This is a genomic window from Actinomycetospora flava (genome assembly GCF_037400335.1).
Taxonomy (GTDB): domain Bacteria; phylum Actinomycetota; class Actinomycetes; order Mycobacteriales; family Pseudonocardiaceae; genus Actinomycetospora; species Actinomycetospora flava.
Genome location: NZ_JBBEGM010000004.1, coordinates 56856 through 75458 on the forward strand (window position 1 = coordinate 56856; position 18603 = coordinate 75458).

Consider the following 18603-nt stretch of genomic DNA (forward strand, 5'->3'; position numbering starts at 1 on the left):
CGCGCAGCCCGGACCATCGCCACCGGCCGTCCGCCCAGGTCCGGCTACGCCCAGCGGCCGAGGAACTCGACGGCCGCCGCGTCGACGACCTCCGGGTGCGAGGCGCTCAGGAAGTGCCGGCCACCCTCGACGATCCGCAGCTCGGCGTGCGGGGAGCGGGTGAAGCGGCCGATCTCGTCCTGCGCGTTGGCCACCGAGTACACGGGGTCCGCCGTGCCGTGCAGCCACAGGACCGGGCAGCGGACCTCGTCGAGGCGGCCGTGCAGCCCGTCGCGGTCGCGCAGGTTGATCGAGCTGGTCCGCAGCCGCCGGCGCCCGGCGTCGCCGGTGTAGTTCTGCTGGTGGGTCGCGTGCCAGAACGCGCGCGTGTCCTCGTCGACCTCGCCGAGCCCCTCGGCCAGCACCGCGTCGACCAGCTCGACCGGGATCACCCAGCCGTCGCCGACCGGCTCGGCGAGCGCCTCGATCGCCGGCGACAGGAACGCGATGCCGTCCCAGCAGCCGAGCTCGCGGCTGCGCTCGCTCTCGAAGTCCATCGAGGTGCCGAGCGCGATCACGCCGGCGACGACGTCCGGGGCGAGCAGCGCCATCCGCACGGCGATCCAGCCGCCCTGCGACGTGCCGAGGACGAAGGCGCGCTCGATGCCCAGCGCGTCGAGGACCTGCAGCGCGGCCGCGGCGGTGTCCCAGTAGGTGAAGTCGGCGTACCCGGCGCGGGTGCTGCCGTGGCCGTAGGGCTCGATCGCGAGCAGGTTGGCGGTGCGGCCGAGCTCCTCGTCGTCGAACTGCGGGCCGTAGAGGTCCGCCGACGTCGTGAACGAGTTGACCAGGACGAGCGTCGGGAGCGTCTCGTCGAAGGGCTCGCTGAGCACGTACCCGACGTGCGAGGAGCCGAGATGGGGAACCGTGATCGTGCGCGCGGCGCTCATGATGCCGGAGACTGTGGCGTGGACCACCACCGTGTCAATCAGAGCAGGATGCGCCGGACCCCGGTGAGGCTCGAGCGGACCTCGGAGACCTTCACGACGTCGCCGGACTGGGGCGCCTCGAGGAACTTGTTGTCGCCGACGTAGAAGCCGACATGGGTGACCGGGTCGTTGAAGAACAGCAGGTCGCCGGGGCGGGCGTCCTGCATCGACACCGGGATGCCGACCAGCGCCTGCTGGCGGGACACCCGCGGCAGCCCGACCCCGACCTGCCGGTAGGCCCACTGCACCAGCCCCGAGCAGTCGTAGGTGCTCGGCCCCGTCGCCCCCCACAGGTACGGCTTGCCCTGCTGGGTCAGCGCGACCCGCAGCGCCTCGATCGCGATCCCGGAGCCCGGGATGTTCGTGGGGAACTTGGTGGTGCCCCCGCGGCGCAGCGCGGCCAGCGTGGCCGGGTCGGCGTCGGCGAGGGCCTCCTCGGCCGCGGCGACCTCGCGGTCCGCCTCGTCCTGGCGGCGTTCCGCGTCGTCGGCGGTGCGCTGCGCGTCGGCCGCGGACCGGTCGGCGTCGCGGGCGCGGGCGTCGGCGTCGCGCTCGGCGGTCTCGGCGGCGGCGGTGGCGTCGAGGAAGCGCTGGACGTAGCGCTGGTTCTCCGTCGAGATGGTGTCGAGCAGCGTGGTGCGCTCGAGGTAGGCCTGCGGGGACTCGCTGCCCAGCAGCGCGGCGAGCGGGTCGAGCTGCCCGCCCTGGTAGGCGGCGCGGGAGATCTGGTCGACGTCGACGAACGCGACGTCGCGCTCGGCGCGGGCGTCGTCGGCCGGCTCGCGGGCGTCGCGGGCCTCCCGGCGGGTGCGGTCGGCCTCGCCGCGCCGGACGCGCAGCTGCTCGGCCGCGTCCAGCGACGCCTCCGTGGCGTCGGCCGCGCGGGCGTTGGCCTGGGCGAGCGCGGTGACGGCGTCGGAGGCTCCGGGCGGGACGATGGGGTCGGCCGCGGCGGGCGCGATCCCGGACGCGAGCAGCGTTCCGGCGAGCAGCGCGACGAGGCCCGCGCCCAGCGTGCGGGCGAGGCGACGTCGGGGATCGTCCACCGCGGCCACGGTCTCGTCGGGTCCTCTCTGCGCTGCCCGGCCCGACCGCGCCCCCGGCCGCGCGGGCGGACCTCGTGCACCGCCCCCGCGCCGGACGCGTCGGCCCCCGACGGCCACGATCCGGAGCCCGCGCCGGCGCACCCGGCGCCGCGCGAGTGAGCGAACCCTACCGACGCGTAGATCAGGCCCTGCACCGACCGGTCCCGCACGGCGGGCGCCCGGGCGGCGGCCGGACCGGCACGCCGATGGCGGTGCGCGCTCACCCGACGTCCCGGGCGCGACGCCCGGCCGGGCGCTCCCGGCGCTGCGGCGGGACCTCCGGTGTCGGTGGCACGAGCCGCAGCCGCGGGATGAGCCCGTGGTCGGCCAGGACCTCGAGCGCCCGCTGCTCGACGGGCCCGAACTCGAGGGGCAGGGGGCCGCCGGGCGCGGCGTCGGACGGGCGCACCCCGTCGCCTCCCGCCGCCGGGACCCGGGGCGTGCCGAGGAGCACGCCGACCACGCAGTCGTGGCACGCCACGTCGCGGACGGTGCAGGTGTCGCAGTCGATCAGCACGGGAGTCTCCTCCGGCTCGCTCCCCGGCGGGTCCGGGGTCATGGCACGCACGCTAGGAGCGACCCCCGACAACGCCGCCGTGCGAGACGGGAAGCGCAGGTCAGATGCGGGACAACCGGGTCAGCAGGACGCTCGACGGCACCGGGTGGGCGCCCTGACGGCGCACCGAGTCGACGACGGCGCGATCCGAGGTCACGACGACCAGCGGGCGCCCCTCCGGCTCGGCGCCGACCAGGTGGCGGATGAGGTCGTCGGCGAGCACCCCGGGGTCGCTGAACAGCACCCGCACCCCGCGCACCGAGTGCGTCGGCACCCCGGTGATCCCGGCCCCGTCGAACACGAGCGTCGTCTCCGCGCCCGTCCGCGCCGTGAGCGGGGCCAGGGCGGCCACGAGCCGCTCGCGCTGGGCCGCGAGCGACAGCTCCGGCCAGCCGGTCTTGGTGACGTTGTAGCCGTCGACGACGAGGTGCACCTCGGGCAGCGCGAGCAGCCGGTCCAGCGCGGCGGGGTCGGTGACGCGCGCCTTGGGCGTCGTCCCGGACCCGGCGCCGACCAGCTCGGCCGGCCGGGCCCCAGTGTCGCCGCTGCGCAGGCCGAGCTCCTGGCGCAGGCCCTCGGCGGCTCCCGCGACGGTGTCGACGAGCAGCGCGAGCCGGGCGTCGTCCGCGCGCCGGGCCTCGACCGACGCGCGCCGGGCGTTCGCCAGGTCGTCGGCGGCGCGCCGGGCGCGGTCCTCGGCGGCCGCGGCGAGCTCGCGCTGGCGGTCGCGGTCGCGGCGCAGCTCCTCGAGCTCGGCGCGCAGCCCGCCGTCGCCGGCCTCGCGGGCGGCCCGGAGCTCGGCGGCCTCGTCCTCGGCCCGGCGGACCCGGGTGCCCTGCTCGCGCAGCCGGGCGCGGAGCTTGGCGATCTCGTCGCGGTTCTCCTCGGCGGCCGTGTCGACCGCGGCGCGGGCGTGGTCGCGCTCGGCGGTCAGTCGGCGGACGTCGGCCTCGAGGCGCTCGGCGCGGGCGAGCGCGGCGTCCCGCTCGGCGCGCGCCCGTCCCGCGTCCGCGCGCTCCCCCGCGTCGCGGACCAGCCCGGAGCCCTCCTCGCGACCCTCCAGGACGGCGACGGCGGCGGCGTGCACCGGGTCGGGCGCCGGCGGGTGCCAGTCGGTGGGGCGCTCCTCGGTCCACCAGTCGACGACGAGGGTGGCGAACCCCGTGGTGCTGCTCAGCGCGCCGAGCAGCGGGCCGGCGCCGGCCCGGGCGCGCTTGGCGGGCGCGAACCGGGCGACCGGGCGGACCGGCGGCGGGAGCTCGGAGACGGGCAGGTTCCCGACGGCGACGGCCACCAGTTCGGCGACCTTCGCGCGCACCGTCTCCGGGGCGGTCTCGAGCAGCCGGACCCGCACGGCGGACCGGGCGGCGACGTCGTCGTCCTCCCCCGGCTCCTCCGGCTCGACGGCGCCCTCCTCCATGACCGGTCAGGCTAGACCCGACCCGCGCGCCGGAGCCGGGCGTCGCCACCCCGATCGAGCGCGTGGCGTTACGGACGTCCAGTGTCTGCGACGCCACGTCGCTGACACGGCCGGGACTGTCGGGGGTCGGGCCTAGCGTCCGCCGGCGATGGACGCTCCCGCCCGTCCGGTCACCGGTCCGGACCCCCAGCTCTCGTTCGGCGAGCTCGGCACGCCGCTGTCGGCGGTCACGTTCGTCGTGCTCGACCTGGAGACCACGGGCGGGCCGCCCGACTCGGACGCGATCACCGAGATCGGCGCGATCAAGGTGCGTGGCGGGGAGGTCGTCGGCGAGTTCGCCACGCTCGTCGACCCGGGGGTCGCGGTGCCGCCCCAGATCGTGTCGCTCACCGGGATCACCACGGCGATGGTCCGCGACGCCCCGCGGCTGCCCGACGTGCTCGGCGCGTTCCTCGAGTTCTGTGCCGGCGCGGTCCTCGTCGCCCACAACGCCCCGTTCGACATCGGCCACCTCCGCGCGGCCTGCCGGCGCCACGGGCCGTCGTGGGCCCGTCCCGCGGTCGTGTGCACGGCGCGGCTGGGCCGCCGCGTGCTCACCCGCGACGAGGCGCCGTCGTGCCGGCTCTCGGCGCTGGCGACCCTCTTCCACGCGCGGACGCGCCCGATCCACCGCGCCCTCGACGACGCGAAGGCCACCGTCGACGTCCTGCACGGCCTGCTCGAGCGGGTCGGCGGGCGGGGGGTCTCGACGCTCGAGGACCTCCTGGCGCTCCAGGTCGAGGTCAGCCCCGCCCAGCGCGCCAAGCGCCACCTCGCCGACGCCGTCCCCGAGGAGCCCGGGGTCTACCTCTTCCGCGGGCCCGGCGACGAGGTGCTCTACGTCGGCACCAGCCGCGACCTGCGGCGACGCGTGCGCTCGTACTTCACCGGCGGCGACAAGCGGGCGCGCATGAAGGAGATGATCGGCCTCGTCGAGCGGGTCGACTGGGTGGTCTGCTCGACGGCCCTCGAGGCCGAGGTCCGCGAGCTGCGCCTGCTCGCCGGGCACGCCCCCCGCTACAACCGGCGCTCGCGCTTTCCCCACCGCGGCTGGTGGGTCGCGCTCACCGACGAGCCGTTCCCGCGCCTGTCGGTGGTCCGCACGCCCCGCGCCGACGCCGTCGGGCCGTTCGGGCGCCGCCCGGACGCGGTCAGCGCCGTCGAGGCGATCCAGGACGCGCTGCCGCTGCGCCCGTGCACCCAGCGGATCCCGACCCGCGGCGCCGCGGGAACGCCGTGCGCCCTGCACGAGATGGGCCGCTGCGGCGCCCCGTGCGCCGGGCACGTGGACGTCGAGGCCTACCGCCCCGTGGTCGCCGACACCCGCGCGCTCGTCCGCGGCGCCGACGACGCCGGGCTGCGGAGGCTCTCGGCGGCGGTGGGCGCGCTCGCCGATGCGCAGCGCTTCGAGGACGCCGCCGCCCACCGCGACCGCCTCGCCGACCTCGCCGCCGCGCTCGGGAGGGTGCAGCGGCTGTCGTCGGTGGCCGGCGCGCCCGAGATGATCGCCGCGCGCCCCGACGGCGCCCGCGGCTGGGACCTCGCCGTCGTCCGCCACGGCCGCCTCGCCGCCGCGGGGCGAGCCCGGCGCGGGGTGCCGCCGATGCCGGTGGTCGAGGCGCTCGTCGCGTCCGCCGAGACGGTGATCCCCGCCGACGGGCCGCTGCGGGGCGCGCCGCCCGAGGAGGTCGCCGTGGTCACGCGGTGGCTCGAGCGCCCCGGCACGCGCATGGTGCGCACCACCACGCCGTGGGCCATGCCCGCCGCCGGCGCGGGCGCGTGGGCCGGGTGGGTGGGACGCGCCCGCGAGGCGCGCCGTGATCCCGTGGGGGCGCCGGGCGAACCGCCCTAGACTGCCCCGCACCCCCGAGCAACGAGGAGCGCCCGTGATCACGGCCTTCGTGCTGGTGCACGCCGACGCCGACCGCATCCCCGAGACCGCGCAGGCGATCGCCGACCTCGACGGCGTCGCGGAGGTCTACTCCTGCGCGGGCGACGTCGACCTCGTCGCCGTGGTCCGCGTCCGCGAGCACGAGCAGCTCGCCGACGCCATCGCGGGCGGCCTGTCGAAGGTGGCCGGCGTGCAGAGCACGACCACCCACATCGCCTTCCGCTCGTACTCCTCGCGGGACGACGCGTCGGCCTTCTCCGTGGGACTCGACTAACCCCGCACGGACCGGGCCACCGCCGACCAGCGCTCCAGCAGCGCGGTCGCCGCGCCCGAGTCGACGGCCTCGGCCGCCCGGCGCTGCCCGGCCGCCACGCCCGCGTGCAGGTCGGTCATCGCTGTCCCGGTGACGGCCTCCTCGTAGGCCGCGAGCGCCGCCCCGGCGTTGAGCAGCACCGCGTCGCGGACCGGCCCGTGCTCGCCCGCGAACACCGCGCGCGCCACGGCGGCGTTGTGCGCCGCGTCGCCGCCGCGCAGGTCGCCCGCCCCGGACACGGGCACGCCGAGCGCCGTGGGATCGAGGGTCTCGACGCGCACGCCGCCGGGGCCCGCGTGCCAGACCGTGGTGGTCGTGGCGGTGGTGACCTCGTCGAGCCCGTCGTCGCCGCGCACCACCACCGCGCGGTCGCCGCGCGCGGCCAGGACCTCGGCGAGGATCGGCGCGAACCGCACGTCGGCGCACCCGATGAGCGCCGCGCCCGGGCGCGCCGGGTTGGTCAGCGGCCCGAGCAGGTTGAACGCGGTGGGCACGCCGAGCTGCCCGCGCACGGGGCCCGCGTGTCGCATCGCCGGGTGGAAGACCTGGGCGAAGCAGAACCCGATGCCGACCTCGTCGACGCAGCGGGCGACCGCGTCGGGACCGAGGTCGACCGGGACGCCGAGCGCCTCGAGGACGTCGACCGACCCGCTCTGCGAGGAGGCCGCCCGCCCGCCGTGCTTGACCACCCGCGCGCCCGCCGCAGCCATCACCAGCGCGGACATCGTGGAGATGTTCACCGTGTGGGCGCCGTCGCCGCCGGTGCCGACGATGTCGACGACGGGCCCCGGCACGTCGACCGGGCGCGCGTGGGCGAGCATCGCCGTCGCGAGCCCGGCGATCTCGGGGGCCGTCTCCCCCTTCGCGCGCAGCGCCACGACGAACCCGGCCACCTGCGCGGGCGACGCCTCCCCGGACATCACCTGGTCCATCGCCCACTCGGTGTCGTCCGCGGCGAGATCCTGGCCCGCGAGCAGCCGGCCGATGAGTCCGGGCCAACTCGGAGCCCCGGCCGGCGCGGTCACCCGCGGACGGCCGGGCTCGTGCGCTCGCGCAGGACGGTGGCGACGGTCTCGGCCGCGGTCACCGGGTCGAGCGGCTGCACCAGGACGGCGTCGGCCTGCGACCACGTCGCGAGCCAGTGGTCGTCGCGGCGGCGCACGACGACGATCACCGGCGGGGGGTCGTCGCTCTCGTTCTTGAGCTGGCGGCAGACGCCCATGCCGCCGGTCGGCTGCGCCTCGCCGTCGAGCACCGCGAGGTCGATCTCGCCCGCGTCGGCCGCGCCCAGCACGTCGGCGACGTTGCCCGCCTCCACGAACCGCAGCCGCGGGAGGTCCGGCGCCGGGCGGCGTCCGACGGCGCCGGCGATCGCCTCGCGGACCTCCGGTCGGTGGCTCATCACGACGACCGTGAGCGTCGACCCCGGTGCCGTCATCGCGCGCTGCGCTCCGTGTCCGTGCTGAACGGTCCAGCTCCGCTCCGCTGCGTGTCCCACATGCGCCGGATGCTAGCGGGCGGCACCCACCCCCACGACCACCTGGCGACGAGCGCCGAGATCGGTACGACGATCCGACGTACGACGACTGGTAGGAGAACTCGCAGGTGAGAGGCGGTGCAGGTCGGCGCGGGTCCGGGGCCCGTCCCGACACCGGCCGCGGGGCGACACGTCCGGGCCTCGCCCCGACGGGCTGGCGTCGGCCCGAGGTGTCATCATGTCGCCCGTGACGACCGCCCAGGGTGCGCCGGCGCCTTCCTTCAGCGCGAGGATTCACTCCCTCAACCGGCCCAACGTCGTGAGCGTGGGGACCATCATCTGGCTCTCCAGCGAGCTGATGTTCTTCGCCGGGCTGTTCGCCATGTACTTCGTCGCGCGCGCGAACGCGACCGAGGGATGGCCACCGGAGCCGACCGAGCTCGACGTGCCGTACGCGCTGGTCAACACGATCATCCTCGTGGCCTCGTCGTTCACCTGCCAGTACGGCGTGTTCGCGGCCGAGCGCGGTGACGTGTTCGGGCTGCGGCGCTGGTACGCCGTCACGTTCGTGATGGGCACGGTCTTCGTGCTCGGGCAGGTCTTCGAGTACTACACGCTGGTCACCGAGCACGCGACGACGATCTCCAGCAGCTCGTACGGCTCGGTCTTCTACATCACGACCGGCTTCCACGCCCTGCACGTCACGGGCGGCCTGATCGCGTTCGTGCTGCTCATAGCCCGGACGTTCCTCAGTCGGTTCACGCCGGCGCAGGCCACCGCCGCGATCGTCGTCTCGTACTACTGGCACTTCGTGGACGTCGTCTGGATCGGCCTGTTCGCCGTCATCTACTTCATCCGCTGATCGATGGCCGCGACCCCGCACGGACCACCACACGACCGCCAGGACCACCACCCACGGCGAGGAGAGCTCGAGGTTGGGCACCCGATGAGTGACGAGAAGCCGCAGCCCGCCCGCACGCCGGTGCGGCGCGGGTCCAAGATGCGCCGGCGCCTCTCCGGGCTGCTCGCCCTGGGCGTGGCCCTGGTCGCCGTCGGCGGCCTCTACACGGTGTTCACCCCGGAGCCCGACCAGGCGATCGCGGCCGACCCGGCCATCGTGCGCGAGGGTCAGCAGATCTACGACAACTCCTGCATCACCTGCCACGGCAGCAACCTGCAGGGTGTCCAGGGACGCGGTCCGAGCCTCGTCGGCGTCGGCGAGGCCTCGGTCTACTACCAGGTCTCCACCGGCCGGATGCCGCTCGCCGCCCAGGGGGCGGCCGCGGAGCGCAAGCCCCCGCGCTACGACGAGGCGCAGGTCGACGCCCTCGGCGCCTTCATCCAGGCCAACGGCGGCGGCCCGGTGCTGCCCGAGGAGCGCGGCGAGGCCCTGCGCGGCGAGGAGCTCGGCCGCGGCGGCGAGCTGTTCCGCCTCAACTGCGCCTCCTGCCACAACTTCACCGGCCGCGGCGGCGCCCTCTCGCAGGGCAAGTTCGCGCCGAACCTCGACCCGGCCAACGAGTCGCAGATCTACGCGGCGATGCTGTCCGGGCCGGCGAACATGCCCACGTTCGCCGACTCGCAGCTCTCCCCCGAGGAGAAGCGCGACATCATCGGCTACATCAAGTCGGTGTCGAGCAACAACACCGGCGCGAACCCCGGTGGCAACGGTCTCGGCGGGTTCGGCCCGGTGCCCGAGGGCATCGTGGCGTTCTTCGTCGGCCTCGCCGCCCTGATCGGTATCTCCCTCTGGATCGGAAGCCGCCAGTGAGCACGCGCCCCGCCGACTCCCAGTCCGACCACGCGGACGCCTCGCCGCGCATCCCCTCGGACGAGGAGCTCGCGCAGATGAGCACCGACGACCTCGTCCGTCTGGGCAACCAGATCGACGACATCGAGGTCGTCTCGTCCCGCGAGCGCTTCCCGGTCCCCGGGACCCGCGCCGAGAAGCGCGCCGAGCGCCAGGTCGCCGGGTGGTTCATCCTCGCCCTGATCTCCGGGATCCTCTTCCTCGTCGCGTTCATCGCGTGGCCGTGGGAGTACCGCTCGCCCACCGAGGAGGGCGCCTGGATCTACGCGCTCTACACGCCGATCATCGGCGTCACGTTCGGGCTCTCGGTCTTCGCCGTGGGCATGGGCGTCATCGCCTACTCGAAGAAGCTGCTGCCCGAGGACCTGACGATCCAGCAGCGCCACGACGGGCGTTCGCCGGAGATCGACCGGCGCACCGCCGCCGCGCGCCTCGTCCAGACCGGCCAGCAGAGCGGTCTCTCGCGCCGCAAGCTGATCTACCGCTCCATGGGCGCGGCCGGCGGCGTGCTGGGTCTCGGCGTCCTCGTCGCCGCGTTCGGCGGCCTGGTCAAGAACCCGTGGAAGGAGGGACCCGACTCGCCGCTCCTCGTCACCGACTGGAGGTCGAAGCACGGCGAGCGGGTCTACGTCCGCAAGTTCAACGGGAACGCGCGCGACGTCGTGCTGGTGCGCGCCAACGACCTCGAGCCCGGCGCGATGGAGACGGTCTTCCCGTTCCACGCCGACGAGGTCCGCGACCCGGCGGTCCTCGAGGAGTTCCTGCGTGCGGGCACGACGGGCACCGAGGTCGTGCTGCCCGAGGAGGAGCTGGTCGACCCCGAGCACGTCGCCGAGGGCGTCCGCTCGTCGGACTCGCCGGTCATGCTCATCCGCCTCCGGCCGAACGTCGCGGTGATCAAGCGCGCGGGTCAGGAGGACTTCAACTACGGCACGCTGTTCGCCTACTCGAAGATCTGCAGCCACATGGGGTGCCCCACGTCGCTGTACGAGGACCAGACGAACCGCATCCTGTGCCCCTGCCACCAGTCGCAGTTCCAGGCCAACGAGTACGCCAAGCCCGTCTTCGGTCCGGCGACCCGTCCACTGGCGCAACTGCCGATCGCGGTGGACGATCAGGGGTACCTGTACGCACGCAGCGACTTCATCGAACCGGTGGGTCCGGCGTTCTGGGAGCGCAACTCATGAGCTCGATCACCACACCCACGCGCAAGGGTGGCGGCCTGGCGATGAAGCTCGCCGGCACCGCCGCCGACGAGGTCGACAGCCGCGTCCACCCCGCGGGCGGCATCCGTCGGCAGATCAACAAGGTCTTCCCGACGCACTGGTCCTTCATGCTCGGCGAAGTCGCGATGTACAGCTTCATCGTGCTGCTGATCTCGGGCACCTGGCTGGCGATCTTCTACGACCCCTCCATGGCCGAGACCACGTACGAGGGCGTCTACCCCGGCCTCCGGGGCGTCACGGTGTCGATGGCCTACGAGTCGACCGTGAACATCTCGATGGACGTCCGCGGCGGCCTGTTCATCCGCCAGGTCCACCACTGGGCGGCGCTGCTGTTCGTCGCCGCGATGATCGCGCACATGATGCGGACGTTCTTCACCGGAGCGTTCCGCCGCCCGCGCGAGACCAACTGGGTGCTCGGCGTCGTCCTGCTGCTCACCGGCATGATCGAGGGCTTCCTCGGCTACTCGCTGCCCGACGACCTGCTCTCCGGCACGGGCCTGCGCACCGGCCTCTCGGCGATCGTCCTGTCGATCCCCGTGATCGGCACCTGGCTGCACTGGGCGATCCTCGGCGGCGAGTTCCCGGGAACGATCATCATCCCGCGCCTGTACATCGTCCACGTGTTCCTGCTGCCCGGGCTCATCACGGCGGTCATCGCGGTCCACGTGGCGCTCGTGTGGTTCCAGAAGCACACGCAGTTCCCCGGGCCGGGGCGCACCGAGCGCAACGTCGTCGGCGTCCGCATCCTGCCGACGTTCGCCACCAAGGCCGGCGGCTTCATGGTCGTCTCGGTCGGCGCGATGGCGATGATGTCGGGCATGTTCCAGATCAACCCGATCTGGAAGCTCGGCCCGTACGACCCGACACAGGTCTCCGCCGGGTCCCAGCCCGACTGGTACATGGCGGTGTTCGACGGCGCGGTCCGGCTGTGGCCGTCGTGGGAGATGTACCTGTTCGGCCGGTACACGATCCCGGCGATCTTCTTCCCGGCCGTGATCGGGATGGGCATCCTCACCACCCTGCTGGCGCTCTACCCGCTGCTCGAGCGCAAGCTGACCGGCGACGACGCCCACCACAACCTGCTGCAGCGCCCGCGCGACGTCCCCGTCCGCACGGCCACCGGCATGATGGCGATGTCGTTCTACTTCTGGCTGGTCCTGGCCTGCGGCAACGACATCTTCGCCTACACGTTCGACATCTCCCTGAACGTGATGACGTGGATCGGGCGCATCGGCCTGCTCGTGCTGCCGCCGCTCGTGTACTTCGCGACCTACCGCATCTGCCTGGGCCTCCAGCGCAGCGACCGCGAGGTGCTCGAGCACGGCATCGAGACCGGGCACATCAAGCGCCTGCCGCACGGCGAGTTCATCGAGGTGCACCAGCCCCTCGGCGGCGTCGACGACCACGGCCACGCCATCCCGCTCGAGTACCAGGGCGCCAAGGTGCCCAAGCGGATGAACGACCTCGGCTCGGCCGGCCAGCCCCTCAAGGGCGGCTGGTTCCGCCCCGACCCGCCCGAGGAGCAGGACGCCCTCGGCGGCGGCGGCAAGGACCCGCTCCAGGTGGAGCCGAGCGAGAGCCGCGAGCTCGCGGGCCGTCCGGACGCCGGCCGCCCCCGCGACATCCAGGAGTAGGCACTCGGCACGACCCACGACGGGCCGGGGGCGTCACCACGACGCTCCCGGCCCGTCGTCGTTCATAGGTCGTTCATCGCTGCCTGTGCGAGCGATGCGGCATCGCTGGCATGTGACGCCAGGATCGCCACACGCTCGCCGGCGCGACACGCCGGCGGGCGGCTGATCGGACGCACAGCGTGTGTCAGCGTGGCGGCCACGCTGACGTTGAACGTCAGAGAATCCGCCAGCTCGGTCAGCGCTTGGGGGTCTGGGGCTCCGAGGGCCCGTAACGCGGGTGATCAGGAGCGCCTCATGCACCCTCGGCGGCGCGCGAAGGTCGATAGCGCGCCCCTGATCATCGCGGCGCCGGCGCCCGGCACGCGCCTGCCAAGCACGTTCGGCAGGCCGCCGACCCGTCGATCATGCGCACCGTGCCGCTCGCGCCGGGCCCGAGCCGCCGCCCCACCCCGCGCCATGACACGAACGCGCCGTTCGCTCGCGCAGAAGCAGCGAACGGCGCGTTCGTTGCCGACCCAAGGGCACGGGCGGGGCACCGCGGGACCCACAAGGGACGAAGGCGTCCAGGGAGCGCCCGAGGCCCCTGACGCCGTGATCAGGAGCGCCTCATGCACCCTCGGCGTCGCGCGGAGGTCGATGTCGCGCCCCTGACCACCACGGCGCCGGCGCCCGGGACACGACAGGCACATTCGGCAGGGCGGCGAGCTCGCCGACCATGAGCACCGTGCCGCTCGCGCCAACCCCCGGGCCACACGCCCACCACCCGCCGCCTGACCCCGGAGTCCGCTCACGGCGCCCGAGGCCCGCACAGGGCGTCTCAGATACCCGGAAAGCCCCCGTAGAAACACCACGGCCCCGCTCCGACGCGCGGAGCGGGGCCGGGGCGTGTGATACGGCGTCAGTGCGCCTCGGGGCCCGCGTGGTACTCGAAGACGAGGCCGCAGATGGCGATGATCAGGCCGATGCCGGCGAGGACGATCAGCCACCACTGCCACAGGGCGATCCCGAGGCCCGTCATGGCGGTGCCGCCGGCGACGGCGATCGGCCAGTAGCTGCCCGGGCTGAAGAAGCCCAGGTCGCCGGCGCCGTCGGAGACCTCGGCCTCCGGGTTGTCCTCGGGGCGCTCCTCGAGGCGGCGCGCCACGAAGCGGAAGTACGTCCCGATGATCAGGGTGAGGCCGCCGGTCAGCGTCAGGGCGACGATGCCGACCTCCTCGCCCGAGAGGATGCCGTACACGATCGCGCAGACGAAGCAGAAGACGGTGAGGATCTCGAAGATGCGGGATTCGACTCTCATCGGGTCCTCACTTGACGGCGATCTGCGAGGTGGGGCTCTGGTCGAACGGCGGCGTCGTGATCGCCTGCGGGTTGCAGAGCTCGCCGCAGTTCAGCGCCTGCAGGGCCTCCGGGGTGGTGTAGCCCTGGCCGGTCTGCGGGTTGACCTGCCCGCGAAGACGCAGGAACTGGTCGAACTGTGCGGGCGGCAGGGCGCGGACCTCGAAGTTCATCATCGAGTGGTACGCGCCGCAGAACTCCGCGCAGCGGCCGACGAAGGCGCCGGGCCGCTCGATCCGGTCGATCACCCAGGTGTTCTTCTGGTCGTTCTCGGCCGGGTTCGGAATGACGTCGCGCTTGAACAGGAACTCCGGCACCCAGAACGAGTGGATGACGTCCTGCGACTCCTGCGTGAAGGCGATTGCCCGGTCGGTCGGCAGCACCAGGATCGGCACCTGGGTGGTGGTGCCGACGACGCCCACCGGTTCACCGTTCGGCCCCGGTGTCTCGGGGTAGCTGAACTCCCAGTTCCACTGGAAGCCGACGATGTCGACCTGCAGCTCGTCGCCCGACGCGTTCCGGTCGACCACGTTCTGCACGACGACGGTGAAGTAGAAGAGCACCGCGACGATGATCAGCGGGACGACCGTGAGCACCAGCTCGAGCGGCAGGTTGTACTGGAACTGCCGCGGCAGGTCCGACTCGCCGGCCTTCTTGCGGTGGAACGCGACGGTCCAGGCCGTCGCCCCCCAGACCAGCACGCCGACGACGAGGGCGGCGACCGCGGCCCAGGTCCACAGGACACGCATCTGGGTGGCCTCGGGCGTCACGCCGACGGGCCAGCCGAAGCGCAGGACCTCCTCGACGGAGCAGCCGGAGGTGGTCACGGCCACGGCGACGGCCGCGACGGCCAGGCCCACGGTCCGGCGCACGCGACCGGTGCGGCTCCGGACCGGCGTCCCATCTCGGCGCACTGCTGGCTGCCTTCCTTCTCGGGCGGTGCCCCCACGTCCGCGCTGGTCATACAGCCCGGCGTCGGCGTGGTGAGCGGCCCGGCGGACCCGGGCCCCGACGTCGGTGCGGAGACTAGCCGAGCCAGCCACTACGCGCTGTCGGAGGGGCGCGGCGGGTCGCCCGTTCCTGCGGCACGCAGCGCAGCGGAGCTGCCGCGCCGAAGGCCGGACCCTGCGGCGCGCAGCGCAGCGGAGCTGCCGCGCCGAAGGCCGGACCCTGCGGCGCGCAGCGCAGCGGAGCTGCCGCGCCGGAGGCCGGACCCTGCGGCACGCGGCGCAGCGGAGCTGCCGTGCCGAAGGCCGGACCCTGCGGCGCGCAGCGCAGCGGACCCGCCGGCGAGAGGGCACGACCGGATCGATCCCGCCGGGTCGTCATACTGGCCCGACCCGGCGGCGCCGGGCGGCAGGGCGACCCCGGAACCGGAGGTGTCAGCGGACGCGTGTGCGGCCTGATGGGATTGATCACGTCCGACGGTGCGGCCCCGGCCCGCGCGGAAGCGGTGCGCGAGAGCCTCGTGTGCATGCGCCACCGCGGTCCGGACGAGTCCGGCGAGTGGCACGACGAGGACGTGGTGCTCGGCTTCAACCGGCTCTCGATCATCGACGTCGAGGGCTCGCACCAGCCCCTGACGTACGCGAGCGACCGGTACCGCATCGTCTTCAACGGCGAGATCTACAACTACCTCGAACTGCGTGAGGAGCTCGCCCGCGACCACGGCGTCCGGTTCGCCACCGAGGGCGACACCGAGGCGATCGTCGCCGCCTACGACGTGTGGGGTCCGGACGCGGTGCGCCGGCTGCGGGGCATGTTCGCGTTCCTCATCTGGGACACCCGCGACCGCGTGCTGTTCGGCGCGCGCGACCCGTTCGGCATCAAGCCGCTGTTCGTCTCGGCCGGCCCGCACGGGGTCGCGTTCGCGAGCGAGAAGAAGAGCCTGCTGGAGCTGGCGACGGCCCTCGGCGAGCCCACCACGGCGCCCGACCCGACCGCGCTGCAGCACTACCTGCAGCTGCAGTACGTCCCCGAGCCCCTGACGCTGCACCGCTCGATCCGCCGCGTGGAGTCCGGGACGAGCTTCACCGTGGTCCCCGGCGAGCCGATGACCGCCGAGCGCTACTTCGTCCCGCAGTTCGACGTGAAGCCGGTCGACGACGAGGTCCGCCTGCACGCGGAGATCACCGAGGTGCTGCGCGACTCGGTCGCCAAGCACATGCGCGCCGACGTCACCGTGGGCGCCTTCCTCTCCGGCGGCGTCGACTCGACGGCGATCGCGGCACTCGCGCGCGAGCACAACCCGGACCTCATCACCTTCACCACCGGCTTCGAGCGCGAGGGCTACTCCGAGGTCGACGTCGCGCGCGAGTCCGCCGAGGCGATCGGCGTGCGCCACGTCGTCCGCGAGGTCACCGCCCAGGAGATGATGGACGCGCTGCCGCTCATCGTCTGGTACCTCGACGACCCGGTGGCCGACCCCGCGCTCGTCCCCCTGTGGTTCGTGGCGCGCGAGGCTCGCAAGCACGTCAAGGTCGTGCTCTCCGGCGAGGGCGCCGACGAGCTCTTCGGCGGCTACACGATCTACAAGGAGCCGCTGTCCCTCGCGCCGTTCGAGAAGCTGCCCGGCGCCGTGCGCAAGCTCGCGGGCGCGCTCTCGACCCGGCTGCCCGACGGCATGCGCGGCAAGGACCTGCTGCGCCGCGGCGCGCTCCCCCTCGAGGAGCGCTACTACGGCAACGCGCGGATCTTCCGCAACGACCAGCTCGCGGCCGTCCTGCGCGGTCACGACCCGGGCCTGTCGCACGTCGACGTCACCGCTCCCCTGTACGCCGACTCGGGCAGCTGGGACCCGGTGGCGCGGATGCAGCACGTCGACCTGTTCACGTGGCTGCGCGGCGACATCCTCGTCAAGGCCGACAAGATGACGATGGCCAACTCGCTCGAGCTGCGCGTGCCGTTCCTCGACCGCGAGGTGTTCGAGGTCGCGTCGCACCTGCCGACCGAGCAGAAGGTCGCGCACGGCACCACGAAGTACGCGCTGCGCCGCGCGATCGACGGCATCGTCCCGCCGCACGTGCTGAACCGGCGCAAGCTCGGGTTCCCGGTGCCGATCCGCTACTGGCTCGCGCACGACATGCTCGACTGGGCGCGCCAGATCGTCCGCGACTCGCAGACCGACGCGATCCTCGACAAGGCCGCGGTCCTGCGGCTCATCGACGAGCACCGCGCCGGTCCGGTCGACCACTCGCGCCGCATCTGGACACTGCTCGTGTTCATGCTCTGGCACGGCATCTTCGTCGAGCAGCGCATCCGCCCGGAGATCCCCGAGCCCAACTACCCGGTGTATGCGTGAACGTGCGCCACGCAACGGTCCGGTCCCGGTCGCGCTGAGTTTCCCCTACGGTCGCTGGGTCCGGAGGACGTAGCGATTCGAGAGGTAGGCATGGACGTACTGGGGATCGGCAACGCCATCGTCGACGTGCTGTTCCGCACGGACGACGACACCATCCGTGCGCACGAGCTGCCCAAGGGCGGCATGACGCTCATCGACGAGGCCCAGGCCGAGAAGCTCTACACCGAGGCCGGCGACACGACGGAGCGCTCGGGCGGCAGCGTCGCCAACACCATCGCCATCGCCGCGGCGCTCGGCGCCGACGCCGGCTACGTCGGCAAGGTCTCGGACGACCGGCTGGGCACCTCGTTCACCGAGTCCATCCGCTCGCACGGCGTGCACTTCACGACGCCGGCGCTGTCGGGCAGCCCGGCGACCGCCCGCTGCCTGGTCATGGTGACGCCCGACGGCGAGCGCACCATGAGCACCTTCCTGGGTGCCTGCACCGCGCTGGGCCCCGACGACATCGAGCAGGACGACGTCGCGGGCAGCAGGGTCAGCCTCATCGAGGGCTACCTCGCCGACACCGAGCAGGCCCGCGCCACCATCGGCAAGGTCGTCGACGCCGCCTCCAAGAGCGAGGCCCGGGTGGGCCTGACGCTGTCGGACGCCGGCTGCGTCGAGCGCCACCGTGAGTACTTCCGCGAGCTCCTGCGCGAGAACGTCGAGATCCTCATCGCCGACGAGGACGAGGTCGCGGCGCTGGTCGGCTCCGAGGAGATCACGTCGCTGCTGCGCGGCCACGGCGGCAACGCCGAGGTCGTCGTCGTCACCCACGGCCCCAAGGGTTCGACGGTGTACGACGCGGACGGCTCGGTCGAGCAGGTCGGGGTCCGCGACGCCGACGAGCTCGTCGACACCACCGGCGCGGGCGACGCCTACGCCGGCGGCTTCCTTTACGGCTGGACCCGCGGGCTCGACCACGCCACCTCGGGGCGCATCGGCGCGGTCGCCGCGTCGCACGTCGTCGCCCAGCTGGGTGCCCAGCCCCCGCAGGACCTGCGCGCGAAGGTCGCCGCCGAGGTCTCCGGGATCTGACACCCCCGGACGCACGACGGCCCCGGACCTCGACGAGGTCCGGGGCCGTGTGTCGTCTTCCGCGCGATCAGTTGAAGCTGTCGCCGCAGGCGCACGATCCACCCGCGTTGGGGTTGTCGATCGTGAAGCCCTGCTTCTCGATGGTGTCGACGAAGTCGATGACCGCGCCCTGCAGGTACGGGGCGCTCATGCGGTCGACCGCGACGGTCAGGCCGTTGAAGTCGCGCTCGAGGTCGCCGTCCAGGCTGCGGTCGTCGAAGAACAGCTGGTAGCGCAGGCCGGCGCAGCCGCCGGGCTGCACGGCGATGCGCAGCGACATGTCGTTGCGGCCCTCCTGGTCGAGCAGGGCCTTCGCCTTCCCGGCCGCCTGGTCGGTCAGCTCGACGCCGTGCGGCTTGAGCTCGGCCTCGGTCGGCGCGGCAGGGTTCTCGACGGTCATGGTTCTCCCTTGAGCTCCCGGGACGCAGTGCA

Annotated in this window: 17 protein-coding genes; 8 read left to right on the plus strand and 9 right to left on the minus strand. The window is 73.6% G+C overall.

The features are described from left to right. Positions 1–44: 44 nt before the first annotated feature. The 4 genes from WCD58_RS11950 to WCD58_RS11965 all read right to left on the minus strand — a co-directional run bounded on the left by WCD58_RS11950 (position 45) and on the right by WCD58_RS11965 (position 4029). On the minus strand, positions 45–929 hold the full coding sequence (locus tag WCD58_RS11950) for an alpha/beta fold hydrolase (RefSeq protein ID WP_337703011.1): 885 nt from the start codon (positions 927–929) through the stop codon (positions 45–47). Positions 930–967: 38 nt separating this feature from the next. Then, positions 968–2014, minus strand: a complete 1047-nt coding sequence (locus WCD58_RS11955) for a C40 family peptidase (protein ID WP_337703013.1) — start codon at positions 2012–2014, stop codon at positions 968–970. Positions 2015–2273: 259 nt separating this feature from the next. Continuing rightward, positions 2274–2612 carry a hypothetical protein gene (locus tag WCD58_RS11960; protein ID WP_337703014.1) on the minus strand — a complete coding sequence of 113 codons (339 nt, stop codon included), beginning with the start codon at positions 2610–2612 and terminating at the stop codon, positions 2274–2276. A 58-nt stretch (positions 2613–2670) separates the two neighbouring features. After that, positions 2671–4029 (minus strand): NYN domain-containing protein, encoded by a 1359-nt coding sequence (locus tag WCD58_RS11965; RefSeq protein WP_337703016.1) that lies wholly within the window; start codon positions 4027–4029, stop codon positions 2671–2673. Between the two features lie 148 nt (positions 4030–4177). On the opposite strand from WCD58_RS11965, the gene WCD58_RS11970 reads away from it, so the two are divergent. Together WCD58_RS11970 and WCD58_RS11975 are read left to right on the plus strand one after the other, a co-directional pair. Then, the gene (locus tag WCD58_RS11970) at positions 4178–5920 is read left to right on the plus strand and encodes a DEDD exonuclease domain-containing protein (protein WP_337703018.1); all 1743 of its coding nucleotides are present in this window, start codon (positions 4178–4180) and stop codon (positions 5918–5920) included. A 34-nt stretch (positions 5921–5954) separates the two neighbouring features. Then, entirely contained in the window at positions 5955–6233 is a 279-nt protein-coding gene (locus tag WCD58_RS11975; RefSeq protein ID WP_337703020.1) for an Lrp/AsnC family transcriptional regulator, read from the plus strand. Here the strand turns inward: WCD58_RS11975 and trpD are convergent. Beyond that, positions 6230–7297, minus strand: coding sequence for an anthranilate phosphoribosyltransferase (gene trpD, locus WCD58_RS11980; protein ID WP_337703022.1), 1068 nt, complete (start codon positions 7295–7297; stop codon positions 6230–6232). The genes WCD58_RS11975 and trpD overlap by 4 nt on opposite strands. Continuing rightward, positions 7294–7710: a response regulator gene (locus WCD58_RS11985; RefSeq protein WP_337703024.1), complete on the minus strand. Its 417-nt coding sequence runs from the start codon at positions 7708–7710 to the stop codon at positions 7294–7296. The genes trpD and WCD58_RS11985 overlap by 4 nt, the downstream gene beginning before the upstream one ends. A gap of 277 nt (positions 7711–7987) precedes the next feature. On the opposite strand from WCD58_RS11985, the gene ctaE reads away from it, so the two are divergent. From ctaE to qcrB, 4 genes are all read left to right on the plus strand, one after another. Then, positions 7988–8611 (plus strand): aa3-type cytochrome oxidase subunit III, encoded by a 624-nt coding sequence (gene ctaE / locus WCD58_RS11990; RefSeq protein ID WP_337703026.1) that lies wholly within the window; start codon positions 7988–7990, stop codon positions 8609–8611. An 84-nt stretch (positions 8612–8695) separates the two neighbouring features. Continuing rightward, positions 8696–9520, plus strand: a complete 825-nt coding sequence (qcrC, locus tag WCD58_RS11995) for a cytochrome bc1 complex diheme cytochrome c subunit (RefSeq protein ID WP_337703028.1) — start codon at positions 8696–8698, stop codon at positions 9518–9520. Further along, entirely contained in the window at positions 9517–10746 is a 1230-nt protein-coding gene (gene qcrA / locus WCD58_RS12000; protein ID WP_337703030.1) for a cytochrome bc1 complex Rieske iron-sulfur subunit, read from the plus strand. The genes qcrC and qcrA overlap by 4 nt, the downstream gene beginning before the upstream one ends. Next, entirely contained in the window at positions 10743–12419 is a 1677-nt protein-coding gene (gene qcrB / locus WCD58_RS12005; protein WP_337703032.1) for a cytochrome bc1 complex cytochrome b subunit, read from the plus strand. The genes qcrA and qcrB overlap by 4 nt, the downstream gene beginning before the upstream one ends. Before the next feature lie 898 nt (positions 12420–13317). Here qcrB and WCD58_RS12010 read toward each other — a convergent pair. Next, positions 13318–13716, minus strand: a complete 399-nt coding sequence (locus WCD58_RS12010) for a cytochrome c oxidase subunit 4 (RefSeq protein WP_133827907.1) — start codon at positions 13714–13716, stop codon at positions 13318–13320. Positions 13717–13723: 7 nt separating this feature from the next. After that, positions 13724–14626, minus strand: coding sequence for an aa3-type cytochrome oxidase subunit II (ctaC, locus tag WCD58_RS12015; protein WP_337703037.1), 903 nt, complete (start codon positions 14624–14626; stop codon positions 13724–13726). Positions 14627–15147: 521 nt separating this feature from the next. Between ctaC and asnB the strand changes: the two genes are divergently transcribed. Both asnB and WCD58_RS12025 read left to right on the plus strand, forming a co-directional pair. Continuing rightward, positions 15148–17055 (plus strand): asparagine synthase (glutamine-hydrolyzing), encoded by a 1908-nt coding sequence (gene asnB, locus WCD58_RS12020; protein ID WP_337703039.1) that lies wholly within the window; start codon positions 15148–15150, stop codon positions 17053–17055. Between the two features lie 90 nt (positions 17056–17145). Continuing rightward, positions 17146–18132 carry an adenosine kinase gene (locus WCD58_RS12025; RefSeq protein ID WP_337703041.1) on the plus strand — a complete coding sequence of 329 codons (987 nt, stop codon included), beginning with the start codon at positions 17146–17148 and terminating at the stop codon, positions 18130–18132. A 67-nt stretch (positions 18133–18199) separates the two neighbouring features. On the opposite strand, the gene WCD58_RS12030 is transcribed toward WCD58_RS12025, so the two are convergent. After that, on the minus strand, positions 18200–18571 hold the full coding sequence (locus WCD58_RS12030) for a HesB/IscA family protein (protein WP_337703043.1): 372 nt from the start codon (positions 18569–18571) through the stop codon (positions 18200–18202). Positions 18572–18603: the final 32 nt, after the last annotated feature.